Source organism: Bradyrhizobium sp. GW821-FHT12B03 (genome assembly GCF_058807535.1).
This window is the reverse complement of the sequence record NZ_JBXAQU010000001.1, coordinates 830,821-854,275: the sequence shown is the minus strand read 5'-3', so window position 1 is coordinate 854,275 and position 23,455 is coordinate 830,821. Positions and strand designations below refer to the sequence as shown.

Sequence of the window (23,455 nt, the reverse complement as noted above, 5' to 3'; positions counted from 1 at the left end):
TGTCCGAGCGAGAACTGGCCCGAGCCGCCGGTCAGGATGTTCAGCGCCAGCACCGCGAGCCCGTAGATCAAGAGCATCGTCATCTGGAAGATGATGAAGTTCTTGACGAAGACCGGCATGATGATCAGCGCGGCGAGCACCACCAGCGAGGTGCCGGTGCCCAGCGTCATGGCCCGCTTCGGAACCGCCTCGACCGCCTGGTGGCCTTCTGCAACGACTTCTTCTGCGGCGCTCATGATCAAACTCGCTTGACGATGTGCCGGCCGAACAGGCCAGCGGGTTTGACGACCAGGACGGAGATGATCAGCGCGAGCGCGATCGGGAGTTTCAGCTCGTTGCCGACGCCGGGTATGTAGGTGCCGGCGAGGTTCTCGAAGATGCCGACCAGGAAACCGCCGACCACGGCGCCGAACGGGCTGGTCAGCCCGCCGAGCACGGCTGCGGCGAAGCCGTAGATCAGCACGCCGCCCATCATGTTGGGCTCGAGGAACACAACGGGAGCGATCAGCATGCCGGCGATCGAGCCGATCGCGGTCGCCATGCCCCAGCCGAGCGCGATCATCCAGCTTGTGTTGATGCCGACGAGGCGAGCCGATTCAGGCACCGAGGCGGCCGCGCGCATGGCAAGGCCGATCCTGGTGTACTGGAAGAAGAAGTAGAGGCCGAGCAGCAGCAGCACGGTGACGCCGATCATGCCGGCCTGGTGGGTCGAGATCAGCTGGCTGCCCAGGAACGGCGAGGAGCCGAACGGGGTCGGATATTGCTTGATGGTGAAGTCCCAGAGCAGGCCGGCCGAGGAGTTGATGATCGCGTACAGCGCGATGAAGCCGGCGACATTGGTCAGCACCGGCGCCTTCGTCAGCGGCTTGAACAGGATGCGCTCGATTGCGATGCCGGCGATGAAGGAGAAGATCAGCGTGATGACGAAGGCGGCCCAGTAGGGCACGCCCCATTGCATCAGCTGCCAGGAGATGAAGGTCGAGAACATCGCCATCTCGCCCTGCGCGAAGTTGAGATGGTCGATGGCCTGGTAGATCATGACCACGGCGAGCGCCATGCAGGCATAGATCGCGCCCGTGGCGACGCCGGCCAGCACTTGGTTGGTAAACAGCTCCATCGTGCCGGCTCCTCAGTAACCCAGATAGGATTTGCGGATTTCTTCGTTGTTCGCGATGTCCTTGGCATTGCCTGACATCACGATGCGGCCGGTCTCGATCACATAGGCCTGGTCGGCGAGCTCGAGCGCGAGCTGGGCGTTCTGCTCGACCACCAGGATCGACACCTTGTCCTCGCGATTGATCTTGCCGAGGATGCCGAACAGGTCGCGCACCACCAGCGGCGCGAGGCCGAAGGAGGGCTCGTCCAGCAGCATCAGGCGCGGCCGCAGCATCAGCGCGCGGGCGACCGCGAGCATCTGCTGCTCGCCGCCGGAGAGCGTGCCGGCCTGCTGGGTGTGGCGCTGCTTGAGAACAGGGAAATGCGCATACATGCGCTCGATGTCGGAGACGATGCCGGCGCTGTCCTTGCGGGTGATGGCCCCCAACTGGAGGTTCTCCTCCACCGTCATGGTGGTGAAGGTACCGCGGCCCTGCGGCACATGGGCGATGCCGAACCGCACGATGCTCTCGGTGGAGCGGTTGTTGAGCGGCTTGCCGTCGAACTCGATGCCGCCGGTGGAGCGCACCATGTTGCAGATCGCGCGCAGCGTGGTGGTCTTGCCGGCGCCGTTGGCCCCGAGCAGCGTCGTCAGCGAGCCCTCGTTGAGCGAGAAGGACAGGCCGTGGAGCGCCTGGACCTGGCCGTAATAGGCGCGCAGGTCCTTGACGTTGAGCAGAACAGTCATTGGTCCTTGCTCCCGAGATAGGCCTTGATGACGTCGGGATCCGCCTGCACCTGGGCGGGCGTGCCTTCCGCGAGCTTCTTGCCGAAATTGAGCGCGACGACGTGGTCGGCGATCGACATCACGAGGCCCATGTGATGCTCGACCAGCAGCACGGTCATGTGGCGGTCGTCGCGGATGCGGCGGATGAGGTCGCCGAGAACGTGGACTTCCTCGTGGTTGAGGCCGCCGGCGGGCTCGTCGAGCAGCAGGATCTTCGGGTCGGCCGCCAGCGCGCGCGCCAGCTCGACGCGCTTCTGGGTGCCGAAGGGCAGGCCGGAGACGACGGTATGGGCGACGTCCTCGAGATCGAGATAGGCGAGGATCTCGTGCACCTTCTTGTTGACGTCGGTCTCGCTGCGGCGAATCCAGGCAAGACGCAGCGAGTCGCTGATGATGTCGCTGGAGGTGCGGGCATGCGTGCCGACGCGGACGTTGTCCATCACCGACAGGTTGGGAAACAGCGCCACGTTCTGGAAGGTGCGGCCGATGCCGATCTCGGCGATCCGGTGCGGCGGCCGCGACAGGATGCTCGCGCCTTCCATCAGGATGTCGCCCGATGACGGCTGGTAGAGCCGCGAGAGGCAGTTGAAGAGCGTAGTCTTGCCGGCGCCGTTGGGGCCGATCAATCCGAGGATCTGGCCCTTGTGCATGTCGAAGGACACGCCGTTGAGCGCGATGATGCCGCCGAACACGACGCTGACGTCGCGAACCGCGAGCAAGCGCTGGCGATCACCAAGCCGCAAAGCAGTCATCACGCAAATCCTCTCGGGCCGCCGACAACTCGCCACGGTTATCGAGCCGGCCTCCACACGTTGAACAACGACGGATCATCGGCACGCGCGATCGCATGCTTTCATCCCTATCGACTTGCAGCACGATGCATGTCGATCAGGCGGTCTTGATCCAAACGGCCTTGGTTTGAAGAAATTGTTCCATATGTTCGGTGCCAGATTCACGTCCGTAGCCACTCATCTTGTACCCGCCGAACGGAACCGCCGGATCCATGGCCTGATAACAGTTGATCCAGACCGAACCAGTTCTCAGGCCGTTCGAAACCTTCAGCGCGTTATTGATGTCACGTGTCCAGACACCGCTTCCCAGGCCATACTGGGTCGCGTTCCCACGGCCCACAACTTCCTCGACCGTATCGAACGGCATTGCCGAAATGACCGGTCCGAAGATTTCCTCTCGCGCGATGCGCATGTGATCCTGGACCGAACTGAATACGGTCGGCTCGACGAAATAGCCGTCAGCAAGGCCATCGTCGACCTTGCGGGAGCCGCCGGCGACCGCCTTTGCCCCTTCGTCCAGACCGCATTTGAGATAGCCAGTCACGCGCTCGAGCTGCGCCTGCGATACAAGCGGTCCAAGCTGGGTCTTGGGGTCCCGAGGATCTCCGACCTTCAGGCTCCTCGTGAAGACGGACAATCTCTCGACAAATTCATCATAGATTCCCCGTTGCACGAAGAGGCGGCTACCAGCGCTACAGATCTGGCCAGAATTCGCAAAAACAGCCATCGCTGAAGCGGGCACAGCAAACTCCAAATCGGCGTCGTCAAAGACAATGTTTGGGGACTTTCCGCCGAGCTCGAGCGATACGCGCTTGATGTTCCCCGCCGACGCCTGAATGATTTTCTGGCCTACCTCAGTCGATCCGGTAAACGCCACCTTGTCGACGCCGGGATGTGCTGCCAATGCAGCCCCAGCCGCCCCGGATCCCATCACGACGTTGACAACGCCGGGAGGGATTCCTGCCTCGAGACACAATTCGCCCAATCGAAGTGGCGATAGCGGAGCTTGTTCGGCCGGCTTGAGCACGATGGTACAGCCCGCGGCCAACGCGGGAGCGATTTTCCAGATTGCCATCCCCAAAGGGCCGTTCCACGGATTGATCGCGGCGACGACCCCGACAGGTTCTTTGACGGTATAGGAGAAGATGTTTCCAGCCTGCGAGTTCTGGATCGTTTGCCCGTGGGTAGTGGTCGCGAGACCGGCATAGTATCTGAGCAGTGCGACGGCGCGCTGCCGCCTCGCCGAGGTGCTCGTGATCGGGCCACCCATGTCGAGCGTATCCAGCAGCGCCAGCTGATCGAATTCGCGATCAACGATCTCTGCGAGCTTGAGCAGAAATTGTTGGCGATCAAACGGCTTCAACTTGCTCCAAGGACCCTCAAGCGCTTTTCGCGCAGCGGCCACCGCCCGATCAATGTCTTCAAAATCGGCGTCAGCCATTTCCGCAAGGACTTGTCCATTGCTCGGATTGATAGTGCTGAAAGTGCGCCCCGAAGCCGCCGGAACCATCTTGCCATCGATCAGGAGAAGCTTTGCTTCTCCTCCCAGGTAAGGGTGAGGATGATTGTAGTTCATTTATGCGCGCTCCGTCTGGGAAGTTCAAATCTGGTTCGATCCGACCGTGTCAGCCAGCCACATCGCAATGCCCGTAACGCACGTCGTTGTTACTGGCCTTCCTCGATCGTGATGATGTCATCAAAGGGCTGCCAGCTCGTCCCATCGAACTTCGCCATCCGGGCTTGCCTCCAGGGCGTGTGATCCTCGGCCGTTGCGCTCAGATTTACGCCGTCGATGAACAACGAAGGGTGGAATCCCTTCAGGTTTGTCGCCTGCTTAAGCAGATTTTCCCTCGAAAGATCGTCACCGCAATTTTTCAGGATCTGGACCATTGTCTGCGCCCAAGAATATCCGGTCGCCGACAGGAAAAGGTCTGCCGAATCCCCAGCTCCCCACTCCTTCATGAATGCCAGAAACTCGCGGACGCTCTGGTCGTCCGCCCATTTGGGATCGTTCGGGTCCTTTTGCCACAGCGAAGTGATCAAACCGGTCGCCGCGTCCAACCCCGCCGGCTTTAGCGTCGCATCAATCTGACTCGATGCAGTTATTACGATCTGAAGTGGCTTCCACTTGAGCTCGTGAACCTTGCGTATAGCCTGAGCAGTGAACTTGGGCGTCGACGCGTAGAAGATCGTATCGGCGCCCGAATTCGCCAGCCGGACGAGCTCGGAATCGATCGTAGGATATGTGATGTCGTAGGAGGCCTCGGCAATGATCATCGTGGAAGCCTTGCTTCCGAGTTCCTCCTTCAGGGCAGTGAGATACCCCTTTCCATAATCGTCGTTCTGAAAGAGGACGGCGATCTTCGCGCCGGGCTTGGCTTTCAGAAGGTATCGCGCATAGATTTTCGACTCGATTGCCTGGGATGCATAGAACGTGGTCGTCCACGGCAATTTTGGATCGTTCAACTTTGCCGAGCCCGACAGTGAGAGGAGTTGAGGAACCTTCTTGGCATTCAAGTATTTCGCCACAGCCAGATTTCCTGGCGTGCCAAGCGTCCCCGTGATGGCCAGGACCTCGTCGCCCTCCACTAACCTTCGCGTCTGCTCGACCGTCTTCGGCGGGCTGTAAGCGTCATCGAGAGAAATCAGGTTGATCTTGCGTCCGTTGATGCCTCCAGATGCATTGATCATCTTGAAGTAGGCGACAATCGCGCGAGATGTCGCGCTGAAGCCTGAGGCCGCACCGCTGTAAGCCGTGGTTTGGCCGAGCTTGATCTCGGTATCGGTTACGCCTGGACCGTAATTTTTCTCCGCCGAGGCCGCGCTTATTCCAACGAGGAAGGCCGCCCCGACAGCCATCAACTTGAGACTGGTCGCGAGTTCGATCCAGCGTACAGTTTGCTCCTCGCTGCCATTCCGGACGCTCGGTGGCACGCCCATGGGGCTCCTCCTCATGTGATTATTACGCGGCAAAGCCGGCCGCGATTTTCATTGGTTCTACCATTGACGAATGATCGTCGCAAGCATCAAGAACGTTGCACCCTGGAATGCATTTCTTGAAATGCCTCACGCCGAAGCGCATCGGCTGGCGCCGATGAAAGGACGGACGCGGGCCACCAAAAAGCCGCCCGCGCCCAGGCCCCATCAGTCAAACCGCTCCGCAAGGCGTCGAAGTTGCTCCAGCCGCTCGGGACCGGCGCCCGGCGCGTGCGGACCCGGCTTGTACGTGACGGAGGTAAGCCTGCCTGTAAATGCAAACGTCCCATCAGCCGAGAACCGCTCCCAACTCACTGGCGATCGGCGATCGACTCCGATGTCGATCCCCTGAAACAGGGCCTGCCCGATCAGCATGGCGAGGCCGCGCGTCTCAGAGCGCTTCTCACCATCGATCGAGACAACGACGTCGAGCTCTGTTGCAGACTTCGCGATCGCGGAAATGAGTACCTGCCGGCGTCCGGCCGACACGGGTCCGCCGTTGATGTCCGTGACTTCGCCAAAGGCGTTATGGACGTAGTGAACTTCGTCCTTGTCGATATAGACGGCGTATCCCCCGCCCTGCTGCCCGTGCGCGACCAGGGTCCCGCGATCGCCTGCGGCGAAATCCAGATCGATTTCGATGTCGAAGGAACGCTGGTCGACGAGCTTGAGCGACCGATAGCGGGCGAGTGTCGGCGTTCCCGGCACCAGGCGCACGGGCTCTTCATATCGTCGCTCGAACTCGGACCGTTGAAATTTCCGGATCCCGCTGCCTTCGTCCAGCGGGAAGACCTGGTTGTCCCAGGCCGCCTGCTCCCAGGCACGCGCGAGATGGCCGACCCGATCCGGCTGCTCGCTCGCAAGATTCATCGTCTCGGTCGGATCAACCGCCACGTTATATAGTTCGTACTCCTGATCTGTGAACTTGGTCATCGGCGCATGGCGGCTGACGATCTCCCAGCCGGCTTCGTAGTAGCCCCGATGCCCCGACAGCTCATAGTATTGAGAAACGTGCGCTTCCGCAGCTTTCGGATCGAAAATGGTGGGCCCGAAGCTCTCGCCCGACAGAGCTTGCACAGACACTCCTCGCCGGACCTTCAGATCCTCCATTCCGATCAATTCCAGCAAGGTGGGATAGAGATCGGTGATATGCACATATTGCGACCGGGTCTGCCCGGCGAACTCGCGCAGGCGCGAGGGCCATGACATCACCATTGGAACTCTATGGCCGCCCGCATGGGTATTGCCCTTGTAGAGACGAAACGGCGTGTTTGACGCCATTGCCCAGCCGCGTGGGTAGTGCGGCATGCTGGTGGGCCCGCCGATGACGTCCAACGCGGCAAGGTCGCGGTCGACCGAAGCGGTGGTTTTCTTGTCGTAGAACATCCGCAGCGCGTCGAAATATTGGGTCGTCCCGACCTCCTGCCCCTCTCGCGAGGCGCCATTGTCCGATGTCAGGATCACGAGGGTGTTGTCCCACTCGCCCAATTGCTCGAAAACCTGGCGAAGCCGCCCGACACTTTCGTCGATCGTTCCGACCATGGCCGCGTAGACTTCCATGTACCGCGCGAAGAGACGTTGCTCGTCGGCCGTCAGTTCGGCCCAAGGCTTGACGTCGTCGCCCGGTTCGCTGTTTCGCGGTGGAAGTTTGGAGTCGGCGGCAATGACGCCCTGCTCGACCTGTTTTTGGAATCGGGCCGCCCTGATTGCGTCCCAGCCTCGCTCATAGCGTCCGCGATGGCGCTCGATGTCCTCGGGCTTTGCATGCAATGGCGCGTGCACAGCTGGATGGGCGAAGTAGAGAAAGACCGGCTTCGACGCCTCGGACGCCTTCGAGGCGCGGATCATCGCGATCGCGCGATCCGTCAGGTCGTCCGTCAGATAGTAGCCGTCCGGATATTGCTCCGGCGCGACCTCCGTGTTGTCGACCATCAATGTCGGAGGATGGTGATAGTTGGAAAACGCCTCAAGAAATCCATAGAACCGATCGAAACCGCGCTGCACGGGCCACGACGTGCGCGAGGCCGTCTCGGTGTGATCGAAATCCTTGCACAGATGCCACTTGCCGACCATGTAGGTCGCATAACCCTGCGCTTTCAGCGTTTCCGGGATCGTCGTAACGTCCTCAGGCAATTCCATTGCGTAGCCGGGAAAGCCCGGATCGGCGTGCGCGACCCAACCGACACCAGCTGCATGAGAGTTCCTGCCTGTCAGCAGTGCCGCCCGGGTCGGCGAACACATTGGCATGACGTGAAAATTGCTATATCGCAGCCCCTCTTCGGCCAGCCCATCGATGTTCGGCGTCGGTATCTCCGATCCGAAGCAGCCGAAATCCGAAAAGCCCACATCGTCGCAGAGGATGACAACGATGTTGGGCGCGCCCTTTGGCGCCTCTGGACGCTGCGGCCAGTCAGGTTTCGACTGGACCATGGTGCGACCAATCCGCCCGGCAAAATCCCGATATGCATGCGTGTCGGAACTCACGTTCTCCGGAATCCCACGATCGTCCGACTTTTCGCCTTGCGCAATTTGCGATCGCGGGGTGGTCTTGTCCTTCATTCGCTCCACCAATTTCTCCTCCTAAGACCCAGGCCACTCTCAGGCCGCGGCCGCTTGATGCCGTGACGTTCCCTCAGTTCGCGCGATCGACAGCTTGCTCACACATGAGCATCGCCATGCGCGAGCTCTCCCGTCCGCTCGCGCCCCCTCAGCACCGCGAGCCCAATCCAGCCATAGAAGACAAACAGAGCTACCAGCACGAGCCAGCCGGATACCGGGCCGACCGCGGCACTCTCGATCCAGCGCTCGAACGTGGGTGCGACTGACACGCTGCCGCTTACGGGCGGAAATGCGACTTTTAGCGACCAGGCCGACAACAGGATCAGGAATATCCAGACATAGTTGCGACGGAGCCGCCGAGAGACCGCCTCGGCCATGGACATCGCCAACGACGGCGCTCGCAGATCAGCGGCCGCGAGTTGCCGCCAATTTTCTTCCGAACGAAGAGTCGAATCGAAGAGGCCGGCGTAGTAGTTGCGCTCCAACCGTCGGACACGAGATCGATACACGTCAAAGAATCGGTAACGTCTGGATTCGATCATCAGCATGAAGAACGCGAGTACCATCGCGAACAGCAATACGCTGTGGTGAGCATTTGACGTAGAAAGCGAGACGGAAAGCATCGCTGCCACGAGCGTAATGACCCAATTTGTCGTGCGGTCGATACGATCCCTCCACCCCGCCATGCGCGCTATCTCCGCGCGATGGAAGTGGGCGAACAAGGCAATGAACTCGCTCGCGGACGACGGATAGTAGATGCGATTGGCGCAGTCCTGATCCGACTGCTTCATTCGCGCCTCCATCGTCCAGGACGCCAGCTGCCACCGGCAAGGGCACGCCACACCATCACGCCCTTCCCCACACATCGATCTTCATGACTTCGTCTGCAAATCTGCCGCTTTGCAGCAAACCGGCCATCGCTCGCATGGGACCGTCAACATGACCGAAGAAGGTCTTGTATCCCTCGCACAGGTAGTTCAGGCCGAACTCACCGTCAGACGTTTGGGCAAACCGATTGCGCGGACACTCTCCATAACAGGCGAACAACACTTTGCACTCGCGACATTGCTTCGGCAGCGATTCGAACTTGTTACGGCCAAATTGACGCTGCTTCGCCGATGCGACGAGCGTCGGCAGCGGCGTATCGCCAATATTCCCTAACAGGTAGTCCGGCTCAACGTAGTGGTCGCATGCGTAAAGATCTCCGTTGTGCTCGAGAGCCAGAGCATCACCGCATGTCGGAGAGAAGATGCAAGCACTGGGGCGTCCGAGCCAATTGGCGAGCGCCGCATCGAAGGTCTGTATGAAAACCTGGCCGACGTCACGCTTGATCCACTCATCGAAGATCGCACAGAGAAAGCGGCCGTATTGATCGGGCCGGACCGAGCGATCGGTCACCAGATCACCTTGCTGTAGATAAAGCGGACGCGGGTTGCCGGCGCGCTCGCTCCAGCCTCGGTTGGCCTGGTCGAGCGTTTCCCTCGTGGCTCGCTCCACCACCGGAATGAATTGCAGATATCGCGCCTGCATCGTGTCGCGAAAGAAGCGATAGACGTCCAAACCATTGTCGCCGTTCGCGGCATGAACGCAACAAAGAACATTGGTCTCAACCTGGTGCCGTGACAGACAGTCCCACGCCCGCATCACCTGATCGAAGGTGCCTTGTCCGCCCTTCGCGACACGATAGGCATCGTGCATCTCCTTGGGGCCATCGACGCTCAATCCAACGAGAAACCGGTGCTCTTTCAGAAAGCGCGCCCAATCGTCGGTCAAGAGGACGCCGTTTGTCTGAATGGTGTGCAGGACGCTCTGTCCGGGCATTCGATACTTCTCCGCAAGCGCAACGGCGCGCTTGAAGAACGGCAGCCCCATCAACGTCGGCTCTCCACCTTGCCAGGCGATATTGACCTCCGAGTTCGGCTGCGCCGCGAGCAATTGCCGGATGTAGGTCTCAAGGACCTCGTCGGTCATCCTCAAGGACCCGCCGCTGTACAAGCCGTCCTTGCTGAGGAAGAAACAGTACTTGCAATCGAGATTGCAGGTGGCGCCTGTCGGCTTGGCCAGCAGATGGAAAGGCAGCGGCGACTGCATGACGTCTCAATTCCTCCCTGGTTCGACAATTTGACGTGCCTGACCTCAAAGCCACTGCGACCTCTCACGAGAGCAGGGCATAGAGGCAGACGATATGGACATCGCCATTTGTCAATGGTACAACCATTGATAAATACGCGCAAGCGCGATTGCGCGACGCGTCGCTTTTCTGGCGCGAGGGTCGGGAATGCAGGACAAGCAGGAGGAGCGTGCCCGTGAGCCGTACGCAAGATCGAATTGAATTCGACTATATCGTGGTCGGTGCCGGGGCGGCCGGTTGCGTGCTCGCAAACCGGCTGTCTAGAGATCCGACCGCGCGTGTGGCACTCATCGAGGCGGGCCCATCCGACCTGCGTTTTCCCGTCAACCTGAAGACGACGATTCCGGTAGGCAACGTCTTTCTGCTGCCACATGCGCGTTACAACTGGCGACACGCCTATAGCGGGGGATTGGAGGTAAATGGTCGTGAGATCCCTTGCCCCCGCGGCAAGCTGTTCGGTGGCTGCACGTCAGTCAACGGAACGGTCTATATGCGCGGGCATCCGACGGACTACGACCAGTGGGCCGCTCTGGGAAACGAAGGGTGGAGCTATCAGGACGTTCTCACGTCTTATCGGAAGCATGAGAACTATGCCCGTGGTCAGTCGGACCTTCACGGTGTCGGTGGGGAGCTCGACGTCGCTAAGCCGCGACAGAGCAATCCTCTCGCTCACGCGCTGATCGACGCAGCGGTCCAGGCCGGACATTCGAGAAACGACGACTTTAACGGCCCGCGGCAGAACGGCTTTGGAATCTTCGATCTCAATCAGCGCGAGGGTGTCCGGCTGAGCAGCTCGCGTGCATTCCTGCACGACGTTCTCGATCGTCCGAACCTGAGGATCTTTGCTGACACGCTGGTCGAGCGCGTCAACTTTCAGGGTACGCGCGCGATCGGGCTTACCATCCAACAGAATGGCGGCAGGGCCGAGCTTCTGGCTTCGACGGAAATCGTCCTCGCCGCGGGCACCGTCAACTCGCCTCAGTTGCTGATGATCTCCGGCGTCGGACCAGCCGACCACCTTCGCCAGTACGGTATTCCCGTGGTCGAGAACCTGCCGGGCGTTGGGGGCAATCTGCAGGACCATCCGACGGTCTCGGTCGCCATGAGCAATCCAAGTGCGGAATCCTACGCGCTCTCCTGGCGAACGGCGCCACGTGTTGCTCTTGCTCCACTGCGATACCTGTTAGGGCGCGATGGCATGCTGGCCTCGAATGCCGCAGAGGCCGGCGGGTTTCTTTGCAGCAGAGATGGGCTGGATCGTCCAGATCTTCAGATGACGTTCATGGTCGGATTGAAGGACAACCCACGTACCTTGCCGCGCCGTCACGGATTTGTGCTGCACGTCGCCGTTCTCCGGCCGGCCTCGCGTGGCCGCCTCGAACTTTCTTCGTCAAACCCCGCCGACCGGCCACAGATGTACCCGCATTTCCTCGAAAGCCGCGCCGATATCGACGCACTCATTGCAGGCCTCAAGGAAGCGCGGCGCATCATCTCCATGGCGGCATTTTCTCCCTATTCCGGCGCCGAGCTGAGCCCCGGGCCTGCTGTTGGCAGCGACGCTGATCTTGAAGCCTTTATCCGGGCTAATGTTGCCACGACCTATCACCCTGTTGGCACCTGCAAGATGGGCCCTCAGAAAGACCCCATGGCAGTGGTCGATTCCCGTCTTCGTGTTCACGGGATCACAGGCCTGCGCGTTGCGGACGCTTCGATCATGCCCAATATCATTGGCGGCAATACTAGCGCACCCTCGATGATGATTGGCGAACGAGCAGCCGAGTTCATGCTTCAGGACCGCGCGAACAGTGCCGACAGATCCCATCTCGGTGTTCTAAATTCGAGTGACGCCGCCTATGCCCAATGAATCGGGCCTGATTCCCCAGCAGGCAACCAGAAACTCCCCGCGCGATCAGATGTTGAGCCAACTGCTGCGCGAGCGTTATAGTTGCCGCGGCTTCCGAACCGAGCCCGTCGCGCGTCCGATCATCGAAAAGATTCTTGGTAACGCCCAATGCACCCCTTCCTGGTGTAACGCCCAGCCTTGGCAAGTCGTCATCACGAGCGGCCCGGCCACAGCGCGGCTCCGAAAGGAACTCATCGAACACGTTCGCAATGAACGCCCCCGGCCGGACTTTGCCTGGCCATCGGGGTACCACGGGGTGTACCAGCAACGCCGCCGCGAGTGCGGATTGCAGTTGTATCAATCCGTAGGCTTGGCGCGCGACGATAGGGAGGCGGCCGAGCAGCAGCGTTTGGAGAATTTCCGGTTCTTCGGCGCACCTCACGTAGCCATCGTGACAACGGACCGAATGCTAGGAGCCTATGGCGCCGTGGATTGCGGCGCCTACATCGCCAATTTCGCGCTCAGCGCTCGGTCACTTGGCGTCGCCGCCATCGCTCAAGCCGCCTTGGCGGCCTATCCAGCGTTCTGGCGCAAGCACCTCGGCCTTGCCGAGGACCGGCTGGTGGTGTGCGGCATCTCGTTCGGTTATGAGGATGCTGGCCACCCCGCGAACCAGTTTCGAACCTCGCGAGCGGATATTTCGGAGACCGTGGGCTGGATCGATGTCTAACAGTCCCTTTGCGTGGCCGACCCGAGTCATGTACTTCTGAGCGATTGACCGCAGACCTATCGTCGGACGGGCATCCTGTCACCCGCCCCGCGGGCCAGGTGTTTCGGACTTTCAATAGCCGTTGTCGGTGGTAATCATGGGGCTTCAGCGTGGTCCGAACAGTTGCACCGAAGACTATCGGAATCGAGCGACGCGGTGCCGCCACCGGTCGAGCGTCGTCGCGCAAGCCTGATGGGGACGTCGCGTTTCGCCGGGTTCAGGTCGCGCGGGCCTTCGAGGACATCGCGGCACAGATTCGCGACGAGCTATCGCAAGGACGCTTGCGGGCCGGTGATCGGCTCCCCGCGGAGCGCGAACTTGCCGTTCAATTCGGCGTTTCACGGAACACGCTCCGAGAGGCGCTCCGATCGCTTGAGATTTCCGGGTTGATCACGCTGAAAAAGGGTGCCTTCGGAGGCGCCTTCGTCAACGATACCAATGGAAGTACGGTCATCACGAGCATCCAGGACATGTTCTCGCTTGGAGCCGTGACGACTGAGGAAATCACGCTGGCCAGGATTTCGATCGAATCTGCAATCATCCGAACTGCGTGTGAGGTCTATACCGCCACAGACCTGAAGAACTTGCGCGAAAATCTTGAGCTCGCCGCCGAAGCAACGCGGCGCGATGATTTCTTTGCTCGCGCCGATGCTCATCTCGAGTTTCACATGATTTTGGCGCGAGCCACGCGCAACCCGATCCTGATCGTCGTCATGGAAGCCCTCATCGGCATCATGCGACAGTTCGTCCACTCGATCGGCTCGCAGCAAATTGCCGATTATGTTCTTCCATCGCGCAAGCGGTTCATCCAGCACTTCGAGGCGAGAGACGCCGAGGCCGCGGTGAAAGAGATGGAACGACACCTCAAGCGCATCAACCGCAACTATCTCGTCCTGTTGCGCGAGCGGTCCAAGTCAAATAAAATTCTGCCAACGAAAGGCCCGTTGGATCTTCTCAGCAGCGACAAATAGCTCGTTCGGCGCAATTCGATTATACCGCCAATGCATCAGGCCGCGCGAATCTTTCCGAGAAACTGGGTGATTTGGGTGCCCAAATTTCGGGTCTGCGTTTCCAATGTCTCCGACGAAAACTTGACTTTCTGAGCGGCCGTTCTGGCCGTATCGGCATCGCCACTCACGCCGCCGATGTTGTCGGAAACATCCTGAGTATCTACAGCCGCCTGTTGTGTGTTGCGCGTGATCTCTGCAGTCGCGGCACCCTGCTCTTCGACCGCCGCAGCAATTGCGGTCGCGACCTCGTTTACCTGACCGATGATACCGCCAATGGCCTTTATCGCGCCGACGGCCTCGTTCACCACAGTCTGAATGCCCGCAACCTGGCCGGCGATATCCTCGGTGGCCTTGGCCGTTTGGCTCGCCAGAGACTTGACTTCGGAGGCTACGACGGCAAATCCGCGGCCGGCATCACCCGCACGCGCGGCCTCGATCGTCGCATTCAGCGCCAACAAATTGGTCTGTCCGGCGATATCACTGATCAGGTCGACGACCTCGCCGATCCGGCCAGCAGCCTTCGCAAGGCCTAGAACAGTACCGTCAGTCTCTCGAACCTGATCGACCCCGCGATTGGCAATGCCTGCGGCGTGAGCCGCCTGACGGCTGATATCATTGACCGACGCACTGAGCTCCTCGGAGGCAGAAGCGACGCCCTGCACGCTCATCGACGCGTCGTTGGCCGCCTTGACGGCTCCCTGAACGCGGGTGTTGGTCCGGGCAGACACTGCGGTCATGTCGTCGGAGGTAATGCGCATCTGTGCGGATGCATCGCCAAGCGCAAGCAGCGCATCCCCGACATGCTTTTCGAACTCTTCGATGTAGGCTTCGATGGTACGCTGTCTTTCCTGAGTGCGAGCATTGCGCTCCTGCTCCAGTTGCTCGATCCGGATCTTTTCTGCAGCGTGCTGCTTGAATGTATTCAACGCTCCGGCCAGCGCACCGATTTCATCATGGCGGGCATCGTAGCCGGAGTCAGCCGAGAGATCGCCGGCGGCAACCTTCAGCATCGCCTCGCCGATCGCATACAGTGGAACAATGACACGGCGGTTGACGACGACCAGCACACCGCATGCGACCGCCACTGCGGCGATCAATAGGAGAAGCTGCAGAATTAACGTGCGTCTGGCGGCCGACCACCGCCCCAAGCTATGGTTCTGGGCCTCACCCAAGGCCTGCTCCGCCAAGGCCACGGCAGTTCCCAACCGTTTGACCGCGATGGAACTCCACGCGCCGAGCGGCATTTCCGGCGCGTTGCCGGCAATGGTGGAATTCAACAGCCGATCGCACAACATGAGGTACTGGGGTTCGAAATAGGCGATTCGGACATCGGCCATAGCATTTGTAAGCGCGGACGACAGCGGCATTCCGGAAGTCGACGCCGTCAGCGCAGCCCAGGCGGTTTCGGTGCTGCCAACATATTTCCAGTAAGATTGGCGCGCATCCGGCGTGAGATGACCCGCTGCGAGGCCTTTCGAAAGCAACAAGGCCGATTGCCCTCCTGCCTCGCGCAAGAGCCATGCAGCGTTCTTGACCGACATGAGCTGATCGACCATGGGATCGTCTTGGCGGACCGCGCTCGCCAATTGGGCAGACAGCTTCTCCAGCGTCTGCAACAACGCCTCGGAGGTCTGCGCGTAGTCATTGGCGACGTTGGATGACCGCAGCCCCTTCGGCTTTTTCATCGCATCCCAGGTTGCCGCCTGCACGTCCTTCAGGGTCCCCGCAAGCCGGTCGAGATCGGACAGTAAGGTCTTCTGATCGACGAATTCAACGGTCGCGGCGAGGTTTGCTACGGCCCCAATGGCGGCGTTTTCTGCGTCGCGGTAGGACCGGAGAGCCTTTTCCATCTCTGAGTCGATTATGGGTTCGCCAACCAGCGTCTTGTTGGTGGAGGCCTTATCCGTGCGCAGATTGTGCATCGCCGTAAACGCGTTAGCAGATGCTTCCGTCACAATCTCTATCCGAGCAGCCGCACGAAGACGGCTCCAGGAAGTCCATGAACTCACGGCAAGAGCGGTCACGACACAGAGGGTCATGAGCCCAATCACGGCTCTCAACAAAGCGGACACCGTCAGGCGATCGAGCATTGGATGCAATTCCCGAGAATCTGGAGGGCGGCTTATAAATTATCTCAATGGTCCTACCAATTGGTAAAGCGGAGAAGCATGCCCAAACAGTGGGACGTCATAAACTCGGGACAACCAAAAGAGTACGGAGGCGGCGATCGGGATGTGGTCGAGGGTCCGAATTAGAAAGACGTCCGGCATCTTCCTGCGAAGAACCGGCCATCTCTCTCTTTCTGATCTTTGAAGTCTGGATCATCGATCCCGATCTTCCGCAAAAGCCCCGCATAGAACTGCGGCTCCATCGCACCGACACTAAAGTACAGCTTGTTTCACCACATACACGGCGCAATTCATTGCTGGAGCCGCCATTGCAAGAGCGAATACGGTGGATCGGAATCGGGGTGATGCTCGAACAAGCCTTCAACACTCGCTCCGATCGAGACCGTCTGCATGGGATCGCCGAGAAGATTGCCCACCATCCTGACACCACCGGCGTGGGGCACCTCCACTAGCACAACAAGATAAGGACCAGTTTGCTTCAGCGCAGCATGCGAGGGATGCCAGACGCGCTCCCAGCTGTAGATGAGCCCTCTGGGCTCGATTTCAATCCATTCTGGGTCAAAGGCGTGGCAGCGATGGCACAGCCACTCCGGTCCGAATTGCCAGGTGCTGCAACGACTGCAACGCTGCACTAACAGGCGGCTCTCGCGCAGTCCCGTCCAGTAGCGAACGGATAAGCCATCGGGCTCAGCTATCGGGATGGGCAAGCCTGCGGGAAGATATGTTGGGCCGCTCACAGCGTGGCCTCCGTGCCGAGAAGGAGATTGCTGACTGGAGAGACCATCGGACCGCCAATGACCATCGCCACGTCATTCCTTTGCACCTGGCTCGTCGACACGCCACGTACCTGGCGCACCGCCTCCAGCACGAGCTCGAAGCCGTGCATGTAGCACTCGGCCAGGTTTCCGCCGCTGGTGTTGAGCGGCAGTTGGCCAGACGGAGCAGTCAAATTCTCGACCGTCAGGAAGTCGTTAGCATCCTCTGGCTTGAAAAATCCGTGCTCCGCCAACGCCATCATCACACCTCCGGTGAAGTTTTCGTAGCATTGAACCACGCCAACATCAGACGGACCAAGCCTTGCCATCCGAAACAGGTCGGGCGCGACTGTATCGAAGCTTGCACCGGCGTAGAGTGGCGAATTGTGGGGGATCGCTCCGGCTCTGTATCCGGAGCCGACGGCTGCACCGAGCAGGTAGACCGGCTTGTTTCGGAACTCCCCGGCGCGCTCCGCCGGCACAAGCACGAGCGCGGCGGCGCCATCATTCTCCATGCAGCAATCGTACAGATGAAACGGCTCGACGATCCAGCGTGACGCATCGTATTTGGCTTCGTCCAGTGGCTTGCCATACATGACCGCGCGCGCATTCGACTGGGCGTGGTGGTAAGACGCCAGCGCGATGGCGCGCAGCGCTTCCTGCTGGACGCCGTGCTCATGCATGTAACGCCGTACCCGCATGGCAAAGCGTTGTGGCGGCGCCAGCACGCCATAAGGCATCAGGTACGCTTTCTCACCTGAGATGGTATTGATGCCCGTCGTCTGCCCGAAACGGCCATACTGTCCCTGGGCAAGCGCTCGAAACACGACAACGCAGTCCGCAAGTCCCGCGACAATGGACGCGGCGGCATTCACAACTGCCGCACAGCAACCACCACCACCTCCACCCCATTGCATCGTTGCGGCCCGTAGCCGTCGTGTGCCGAGCGCGGCAGCCAGCCGGGACGCATCGTTGCGATCGTCGCTGTAGGACGCGAAGCCATCGACATCGCGCGGGTCGAGACCCGCATCGGCGCAGGCGGCCAGGATCGCCTTCAGCGCGAGCTTGAACTCTGCGTCCGGCGAGGCCCCGTGGCGAAAGTAATCGGTTTCACCGATCCCGATGACGGCGACGCGGCCTCTGAGCGTGCGCTCGGCGTCGGCTCGCGCCATCATGCCTTGACGTCCGGCCGCGGCGACCTCGTCGTGTCGGCGCCGAACGCTCCCGCCTCGGCAAGCCTTGCAAGGCGGGCGTCGTCGTAGCCGAGCCGTTCGCGCAGCACAGTTTCGGTGTGCTGTCCAACTGCGGGGGCCGCAACGGGATCGACGATCGGCGTGCGCGAGAAGCGGAGCGGAAGGTTGACGTTGGGGACCCAACCAAGCTTGTCATGCGGGATCCGGGTGACCAGCCCGCGCTCCCTCGCTTCGGGTGACCGGATCGCCTCTCCGACGGTCCGCACCTGCCCACAGGGAACGCCGGCCGCTCGCATCCGGGATTGCCAGTGTGACCACGGCTCCCGCGCGAACGCTTCACCGAGGATCGCGAAGAGCTCGTCGCGCCGCTGGATCCGGTCGGGACCGGTCGCGTAGATCTCGGCCAACGCGAGATCGGTACGGTCGACCACCTGCGACATCAGACGTTGGAAGATCTTGTCATTGCCGCAATTGATGTAGAAGGCGCAGTCCTTCGCCTGAAACACGCCCGACGGACAGGTGTCCGGGCTGGTGTTGCCCTGGCGCTGCGGATCTGCGCCGGTGAACAAATGCTGCATGGTCGCGTATCCCGTCATCAGCACGGCATTGTCGAACAGCGAGATCTCGACGGCCTGGCCGAGGCCGCTGCGCTCGCGGGCAACGAGCGCGCCAAGAATCGCGTTACTGGCCATCATCGCCGTGCTGATGTCCATGACGGGCGACAACGCACGCACGCCCTCGCGATCGGCATAGCCATTCATGGACACGAAGCCGCTCTCGACCTGCGCGATCGGATCGAAGCCGAGCCGATCGGAAAACTTGCCCTCGCGTCCATAGGCCGACACGGAGCAATAGATGATCTCGGGCTTGATCTTGCGGCAGGACTCGTAGTCGAGCCCGAACCGCTCCATGACCCCCGTCGAAAAGTTCTCGACGACGACATCCGCTGTCGCGATGAGCTCGCGCGCGATATCGATGCCTACCGGCGACTTGAGGTCGAGTGCGATGCTCTGCTTGTTGCGGTTGGTCCAAGCAAACGGCGCGCCATGCCGGAGCTCGGGATGCACTGGCGGATAGCGACGAAGATCGTCGCCGCGGCCGGGAGCTTCGATCTTGATGACCTCGGCTCCCATGTCCGCCAGGATCATCGTCGCAAACGGCCCTGCGATGAAGTGGGAGAAGTCGATAACTCGTATCCCTTCGAGCGCTTTCGGCGCGTGAGACGGACGGGCCGTGTGTTCGGGGAAGTCTTCTTCGATCTTATCCAACATGTTTGGGTCCACTGATTTTGCGGGGTCGGAAGGTTCGATCGCGGAAGCGGTCGAGCCGAGACGCCGTCAATTGCCTTTCGCCTGTTCAACGATCGCGCAGCCACCCTGCTCGATCGGCCGAAATGCTTCCGGACCGCTCAGGACGCCGACATTCTCCAGAAGGTCCCATTTGCTTTTCGACGCCTTCGGATCTTTCACTTTCAGGATGTACATGTTGTGGATGGCGCGGCCGTCCGCGCGCACGACGACCGGTCCGTACAGTGCGTCATCGATCGGCCGCTCTTTCATCTTCCGGACAACCGCCTGCGCATCATTCGTCCCGGCGGCCTGCGCCGCATTTAGATAGGCCAGCACCGACGAATAGACGCCGGCATGGAAGGCGGTCGGCGACTGTCCGTGTTGACGCGCGCTGAACTTCGCCGACCAGGCCCTGCTCGCATCGTTGAGGTCCCAATAGAATGGCTGGGTGATGATGAGGCCCTGCGCCACGGCGAGGCCACTTGCCTCGACATCATTGGTTGTGGTCAGGAGTGCGGCAAAGGTCTTGCCGCTCTGTTTTAACCCGAATTCGGAGGACTGCTTGATCAGGCTGACGGTATCGCCGCCGGCCGTCGCGAATGCGATCACGTCGGCGCCCGACGCCTCAGCCTGGAGGATGAACGAGGCATAGTCCGCATTGTTGATGGGGACATTGACCGCCCCGAGCACGACGCCGCCGCCCGCGCCGATGACCGACGTTCCGTCGCGAACCATGGACTTTCCGAGCGCGTTGTCGGTCGCGATGAAATACCACTTCTTGCCTCCGTGATGGACGAGATAGCTGCCGAGCGTGTGCGAAGCCGCCCAGGTGTCGAACGTCCACTGAATCGTGTTCGGCGAGCAGTACTTTCCGGTCAGGTCGGACGAGGCAGCGCTGGATGCGATCAACGCGGCCGCGCTGCCGCGCACGACCTCGTTGACGGCGAGACCGACCGCCGAGTTCGGCACGTCGGCAACCGCGTCGACCTTCTCCTGGTCGATCCAACGGCGCGCGATCACCGCGCCGACGTCAGCCTTGTTCTGATGATCCGCCGAGATGATCTCGACCTTGAAGTCCGGATGCCGCTGCATGAAGTCCTCCGCCGCCATCCTGGCCGCAGTGACCGAGCCCTCGCCTGCATTGTCCGAATAAGGACCCGACGCGTCGTTAAGAACGCCGATCTTCATCGTTCGTGTCGCATCTGCGAAGGCGGTCGAGCATGCGATGAGGGCGAGGAAGGATATTCCAAAAGCCGACGCGAGAGGTTTCATATGTCTCCACCCATTGACGATGTTGTTGTTTATTCAGATGTCCAGGACCAGAGTGCGGGATTTTGCACCCGAGCAGCAGATCATGATGGTGTTGTTCGCGGCCTGCTCTTCCTTGCTCAAGAACTGGTCGCGATGGTCGGGCGTACCCTCGATGACGCGTGTCTCGCAGGTGCCGCACACGCCTTCGGCGCAGGCGTAGTTTGCCGCTATTCCCGCATCCAGCAGCGCCTCGAGAATGGTCTTGCCGGCCTCGATTGCGATCGTCCGGTTGCTCCGCGCAAGCCTGACTTCGAAACCTCCATCGGTCGCCGGCGCTTCCGTTGCCTGGAAGTATTCCACGTGCACATGGTCCGCGGGACGATCGGCTGTCGCTGCCTCGAATGCCTGAAGCATCGGCACGGGGCCGCAGCAGTAGAGGTGCGCCTGCGCAGGCACCCGACCAACGATGGCGGTAAGATCGAACGGGCGTCCGGACCGCTCGTCGTCGAAATCAAGGTGCAGCGTCAAGCATCCGCTCGAAGCAAGTGCATTGAGGTCGTCGAGGAACGCAGCGGCCGGCCGTGTCCGCGCGGCATAGAACAGTTCCGCCGGGAGTCCCAGCGCTTCAAGACGGCGGATCATCGACAGAAGTGGTGTGATCCCGATCCCGCCGGCAATCAGCACGGAGCGGCCGGCCTTCTCGCAGAGCGCGAAGTTGTTGCGCGGACCAGACACTCTGACAATGTCACCTACCTTGAGATTGTCATGGACGAAGCTAGAGCCACCGCGGCCGGCCAGATCTTTGTTCACAGCGATGACATAGCGATGCCGCTCGCGCTGGTCATTGACCAGCGAATAGCTGCGGATCATGCCGTTCGACAGATGTAGGTCGACATGGCCGCCGGCGGTGAAGGGTGCAAGATCGGCGCCCGTCGGAGACACCAATTCGTAGGAACTGATGCGCTCGGCTTCGTAGCAGATGCGCCTGACCCGGAGCTCGACGACGCTCTCAGCCATGGAGCCACTCCCACCACGAATGATGACCGGCGCGTCGGTGGCAGCTCGATGTGCTCACAGCTCGTATCCAAAATCCGCGCCCAATTTGGCCTGCATGAAGGGAGCTCCGGCATCGACCCAGGACTCCTCTGGCGGCAACCGCAGCGATATCGCCCGCACCATGAAGACGTCGGGATCCGCGACACCCTTCGGTTTTGTTCCGTGATCGCGGTAGGCGCCGAGCGCCTCGAGGATGAATCGCCGGGTCATCGCGATGCCGGTGTCGCTCGAACAGAGATTCTCCCTGGTCCGATCGAAGATCGGCGACACGCCGCTCTGGCAGGCGCCGTCCTGGACCCAAAGCCCGGGCAGGCCGGAGAACCAGGTCGTTTGCTGGGCTTGATGGTCGAATTGGAAGCCATTCTGCGGATTGTATTTTGTCCAATAGTCCGCGTACGGGACCGTCACCGGTTGCTGGACGAGCGCGTTGCGGCTGGCATGCCCGCTCTCGCGACCATTATGCCCTTCCGCGAAGATCTGCCGCGTCTTCGGCAACAACGGCTCCGACGGATGGTAGGAGAACATAATGCAGAGCGTATTCTCGTCGTCGATCGGTACCCAGGCGTGTCCGCTCAGATCCGGGAATGGCGAGAGCGGCGGAACGAGCGTATAGAACGGCAGCATGAACTGGTTGACCCGCCAATACAGCGTATTGGCGTCGTAGTTGCGTCGCGCGGCGATGCTCATTCCGAAATCCTGCTTGACGCATTCGAAGGTCGGTCGCAGGTCACGCTTCTGGATCCACGCACTCGTCGTGCCCTGTGAATCCAACCGGCCATGAAGCAGCGGCGCGTGAGCGGAATCGATCTCGCCCTCGACTGCCTGAAGCCAATTGCACTCCTGGACGCGGACGGAGATATGCACCTGGTCGTGCGGGACCAGATTCCATTCGACATTTGGCAGCGGCGGAAGCTCGGCCTGGTCCGGCCCCATATAGGTCCAGATCATCCCGTTGCGCTCCTTGCAGGGATACGCCTTGATCCGCACGCGCTCCTTCAAGCGGCTGCGGACGGGCTCTGCCGGCATATCCGTCACCGCGCCCGTCACGTCGAACTTCCAGCCGTGATAGACGCAGCGCAACCCGCAATCCTCGTTACGTCCGAAGATCAGGGGCGCGCCCCGATGCGGACATGCCTGATCGACGAGGCCGACACGGCCCTCGGAGTCTCTGAAGGCGACCAGATCCTCCCCCAGCAAACGGATGCGCTTCGGCTGCCCGTCCTGCGACAGATCTGCCGACGGCAGGAACGGAATCCAGTAAAGGCGGAAGAGTTCTCCGAGCGGAGTGCCCTTTCCAACCCTCACCAGCCGTTCGTTGTCTTCGTGCGAGAGCATGAGCGTTCCTCCATTGTATTGCGCGACGCCGCGCGCCTACTTCCGCGTTCCGGCCAAGAGCGCGGCGACGCGACCCGACAGTCCCAAATCACTTGCGGTCCAAAGTGGATCAGCTGCAGCGAGCGGCTTTCGCGGCACCGGGGGGCATTTGCCGGCTTCGACGAGATCCACGATCGTTTCGATCCTGCGCCGCTCCAGCTCCTTCAGGGTGTCCTCGATGACGAGCCCTTCCGCGGTGCAACCCGGCAGTTCTGGGTAGGCAAGCCGCACAAGCCATTTGCCGGGCCCGGTCTCAACCGCCTCGGCCTCAAGAAGGTATGGAATCGACAAGAAGTCGCGCAGATCCAAGTCACCCTCCCGGCGACGCCATTTCCCTGGCGTCATCTCTTAATACGTATACGTACTATATTTCCACACGCCTTGCAATAGCCCGAACGAGTGAACTGGGGGGCGAAGGACGACCCAGTCCGGCGACCCGACACGGGG

Annotated in this window: 19 protein-coding genes and 1 pseudogene; 3 read left to right on the top strand and 17 right to left on the bottom strand. The window is 60.9% G+C overall.

Going from position 1 to position 23,455, the window contains the following annotated elements; translation table 11 throughout:
- The 9 genes and pseudogenes from AC1RUR_RS04120 to AC1RUR_RS04080 all read right to left on the bottom strand — a co-directional run.
- Positions 1-236 (bottom strand): annotated as a pseudogene (locus AC1RUR_RS04120) (branched-chain amino acid ABC transporter permease); the annotation flags it as partial.
- A gap of 2 nt (positions 237-238) precedes the next feature.
- On the bottom strand, positions 239-1,117 hold the full coding sequence (locus AC1RUR_RS04115) for a branched-chain amino acid ABC transporter permease (protein WP_492841548.1): 879 nt from the start codon (positions 1,115-1,117) through the stop codon (positions 239-241).
- A 12-nt stretch (positions 1,118-1,129) separates the two neighbouring features.
- Entirely contained in the window at positions 1,130-1,843 is a 714-nt protein-coding gene (locus AC1RUR_RS04110) for an ABC transporter ATP-binding protein (protein WP_063686830.1), read from the bottom strand.
- Positions 1,840-2,634 (bottom strand): ABC transporter ATP-binding protein, encoded by a 795-nt coding sequence (locus tag AC1RUR_RS04105; protein ID WP_492841546.1) that lies wholly within the window; start codon positions 2,632-2,634, stop codon positions 1,840-1,842. Before AC1RUR_RS04105 ends, AC1RUR_RS04110 begins: the two co-directional genes overlap by 4 nt.
- Positions 2,635-2,770: 136 nt before the next feature.
- Positions 2,771-4,249 carry an aldehyde dehydrogenase family protein gene (locus AC1RUR_RS04100; protein ID WP_492841544.1) on the bottom strand — a complete coding sequence of 493 codons (1,479 nt, stop codon included), beginning with the start codon at positions 4,247-4,249 and terminating at the stop codon, positions 2,771-2,773.
- 89 nt (positions 4,250-4,338) lie between these two features.
- Positions 4,339-5,613 carry an ABC transporter substrate-binding protein gene (locus tag AC1RUR_RS04095; RefSeq protein ID WP_492841542.1) on the bottom strand — a complete coding sequence of 425 codons (1,275 nt, stop codon included), beginning with the start codon at positions 5,611-5,613 and terminating at the stop codon, positions 4,339-4,341.
- Between the two features lie 204 nt (positions 5,614-5,817).
- Entirely contained in the window at positions 5,818-8,208 is a 2,391-nt protein-coding gene (locus AC1RUR_RS04090) for an arylsulfatase (protein WP_492841540.1), read from the bottom strand.
- Positions 8,209-8,306: 98 nt separating this feature from the next.
- Positions 8,307-8,999 carry a DUF2270 domain-containing protein gene (locus tag AC1RUR_RS04085; protein ID WP_492841538.1) on the bottom strand — a complete coding sequence of 231 codons (693 nt, stop codon included), beginning with the start codon at positions 8,997-8,999 and terminating at the stop codon, positions 8,307-8,309.
- Between the two features lie 55 nt (positions 9,000-9,054).
- The gene (locus AC1RUR_RS04080) at positions 9,055-10,299 is read right to left on the bottom strand and encodes an anaerobic sulfatase maturase (protein ID WP_492841536.1); all 1,245 of its coding nucleotides are present in this window, start codon (positions 10,297-10,299) and stop codon (positions 9,055-9,057) included.
- A 215-nt stretch (positions 10,300-10,514) separates the two neighbouring features.
- Between AC1RUR_RS04080 and AC1RUR_RS04075 the strand changes: the two genes are divergently transcribed.
- The 3 genes from AC1RUR_RS04075 (at position 10,515) to AC1RUR_RS04065 (ending at position 13,922) form a co-directional block, all read left to right on the top strand.
- The gene (locus AC1RUR_RS04075) at positions 10,515-12,203 is read left to right on the top strand and encodes a GMC family oxidoreductase (RefSeq protein ID WP_492841534.1); all 1,689 of its coding nucleotides are present in this window, start codon (positions 10,515-10,517) and stop codon (positions 12,201-12,203) included.
- Positions 12,193-12,912, top strand: coding sequence for a nitroreductase (locus tag AC1RUR_RS04070; protein WP_492841532.1), 720 nt, complete (start codon positions 12,193-12,195; stop codon positions 12,910-12,912). The genes AC1RUR_RS04075 and AC1RUR_RS04070 overlap by 11 nt, the downstream gene beginning before the upstream one ends.
- Before the next feature lie 149 nt (positions 12,913-13,061).
- Positions 13,062-13,922, top strand: coding sequence for a FadR/GntR family transcriptional regulator (locus AC1RUR_RS04065; protein WP_492841530.1), 861 nt, complete (start codon positions 13,062-13,064; stop codon positions 13,920-13,922).
- 35 nt (positions 13,923-13,957) lie between these two features.
- Here the strand turns inward: AC1RUR_RS04065 and AC1RUR_RS04060 are convergent, their stop codons facing one another.
- The 8 genes from AC1RUR_RS04060 to AC1RUR_RS04025 all read right to left on the bottom strand — a co-directional run bounded on the left by AC1RUR_RS04060 (position 13,958) and on the right by AC1RUR_RS04025 (position 23,317).
- Entirely contained in the window at positions 13,958-16,051 is a 2,094-nt protein-coding gene (locus tag AC1RUR_RS04060; protein WP_492841528.1) for a methyl-accepting chemotaxis protein, read from the bottom strand.
- A 329-nt stretch (positions 16,052-16,380) separates the two neighbouring features.
- Positions 16,381-16,827, bottom strand: a complete 447-nt coding sequence (locus AC1RUR_RS04055) for a Zn-ribbon domain-containing OB-fold protein (RefSeq protein WP_492841526.1) — start codon at positions 16,825-16,827, stop codon at positions 16,381-16,383.
- On the bottom strand, positions 16,824-18,020 hold the full coding sequence (locus AC1RUR_RS04050; RefSeq protein ID WP_492841524.1) for a thiolase C-terminal domain-containing protein: 1,197 nt from the start codon (positions 18,018-18,020) through the stop codon (positions 16,824-16,826). The genes AC1RUR_RS04055 and AC1RUR_RS04050 overlap by 4 nt, the downstream gene beginning before the upstream one ends.
- Positions 18,017-19,309, bottom strand: coding sequence for a CaiB/BaiF CoA transferase family protein (locus tag AC1RUR_RS04045; protein WP_492841522.1), 1,293 nt, complete (start codon positions 19,307-19,309; stop codon positions 18,017-18,019). Before AC1RUR_RS04045 ends, AC1RUR_RS04050 begins: the two co-directional genes overlap by 4 nt.
- A gap of 66 nt (positions 19,310-19,375) precedes the next feature.
- Positions 19,376-20,515 (bottom strand): ABC transporter substrate-binding protein, encoded by a 1,140-nt coding sequence (locus AC1RUR_RS04040; protein ID WP_492841520.1) that lies wholly within the window; start codon positions 20,513-20,515, stop codon positions 19,376-19,378.
- 117 nt (positions 20,516-20,632) lie between these two features.
- Positions 20,633-21,595, bottom strand: coding sequence for a PDR/VanB family oxidoreductase (locus tag AC1RUR_RS04035; RefSeq protein WP_492841518.1), 963 nt, complete (start codon positions 21,593-21,595; stop codon positions 20,633-20,635).
- A gap of 54 nt (positions 21,596-21,649) precedes the next feature.
- Entirely contained in the window at positions 21,650-22,969 is a 1,320-nt protein-coding gene (locus tag AC1RUR_RS04030; RefSeq protein WP_492841516.1) for a Rieske 2Fe-2S domain-containing protein, read from the bottom strand.
- Positions 22,970-23,005: 36 nt separating this feature from the next.
- Entirely contained in the window at positions 23,006-23,317 is a 312-nt protein-coding gene (locus AC1RUR_RS04025) for a hypothetical protein (RefSeq protein WP_492841514.1), read from the bottom strand.
- Positions 23,318-23,455: the final 138 nt, after the last annotated feature.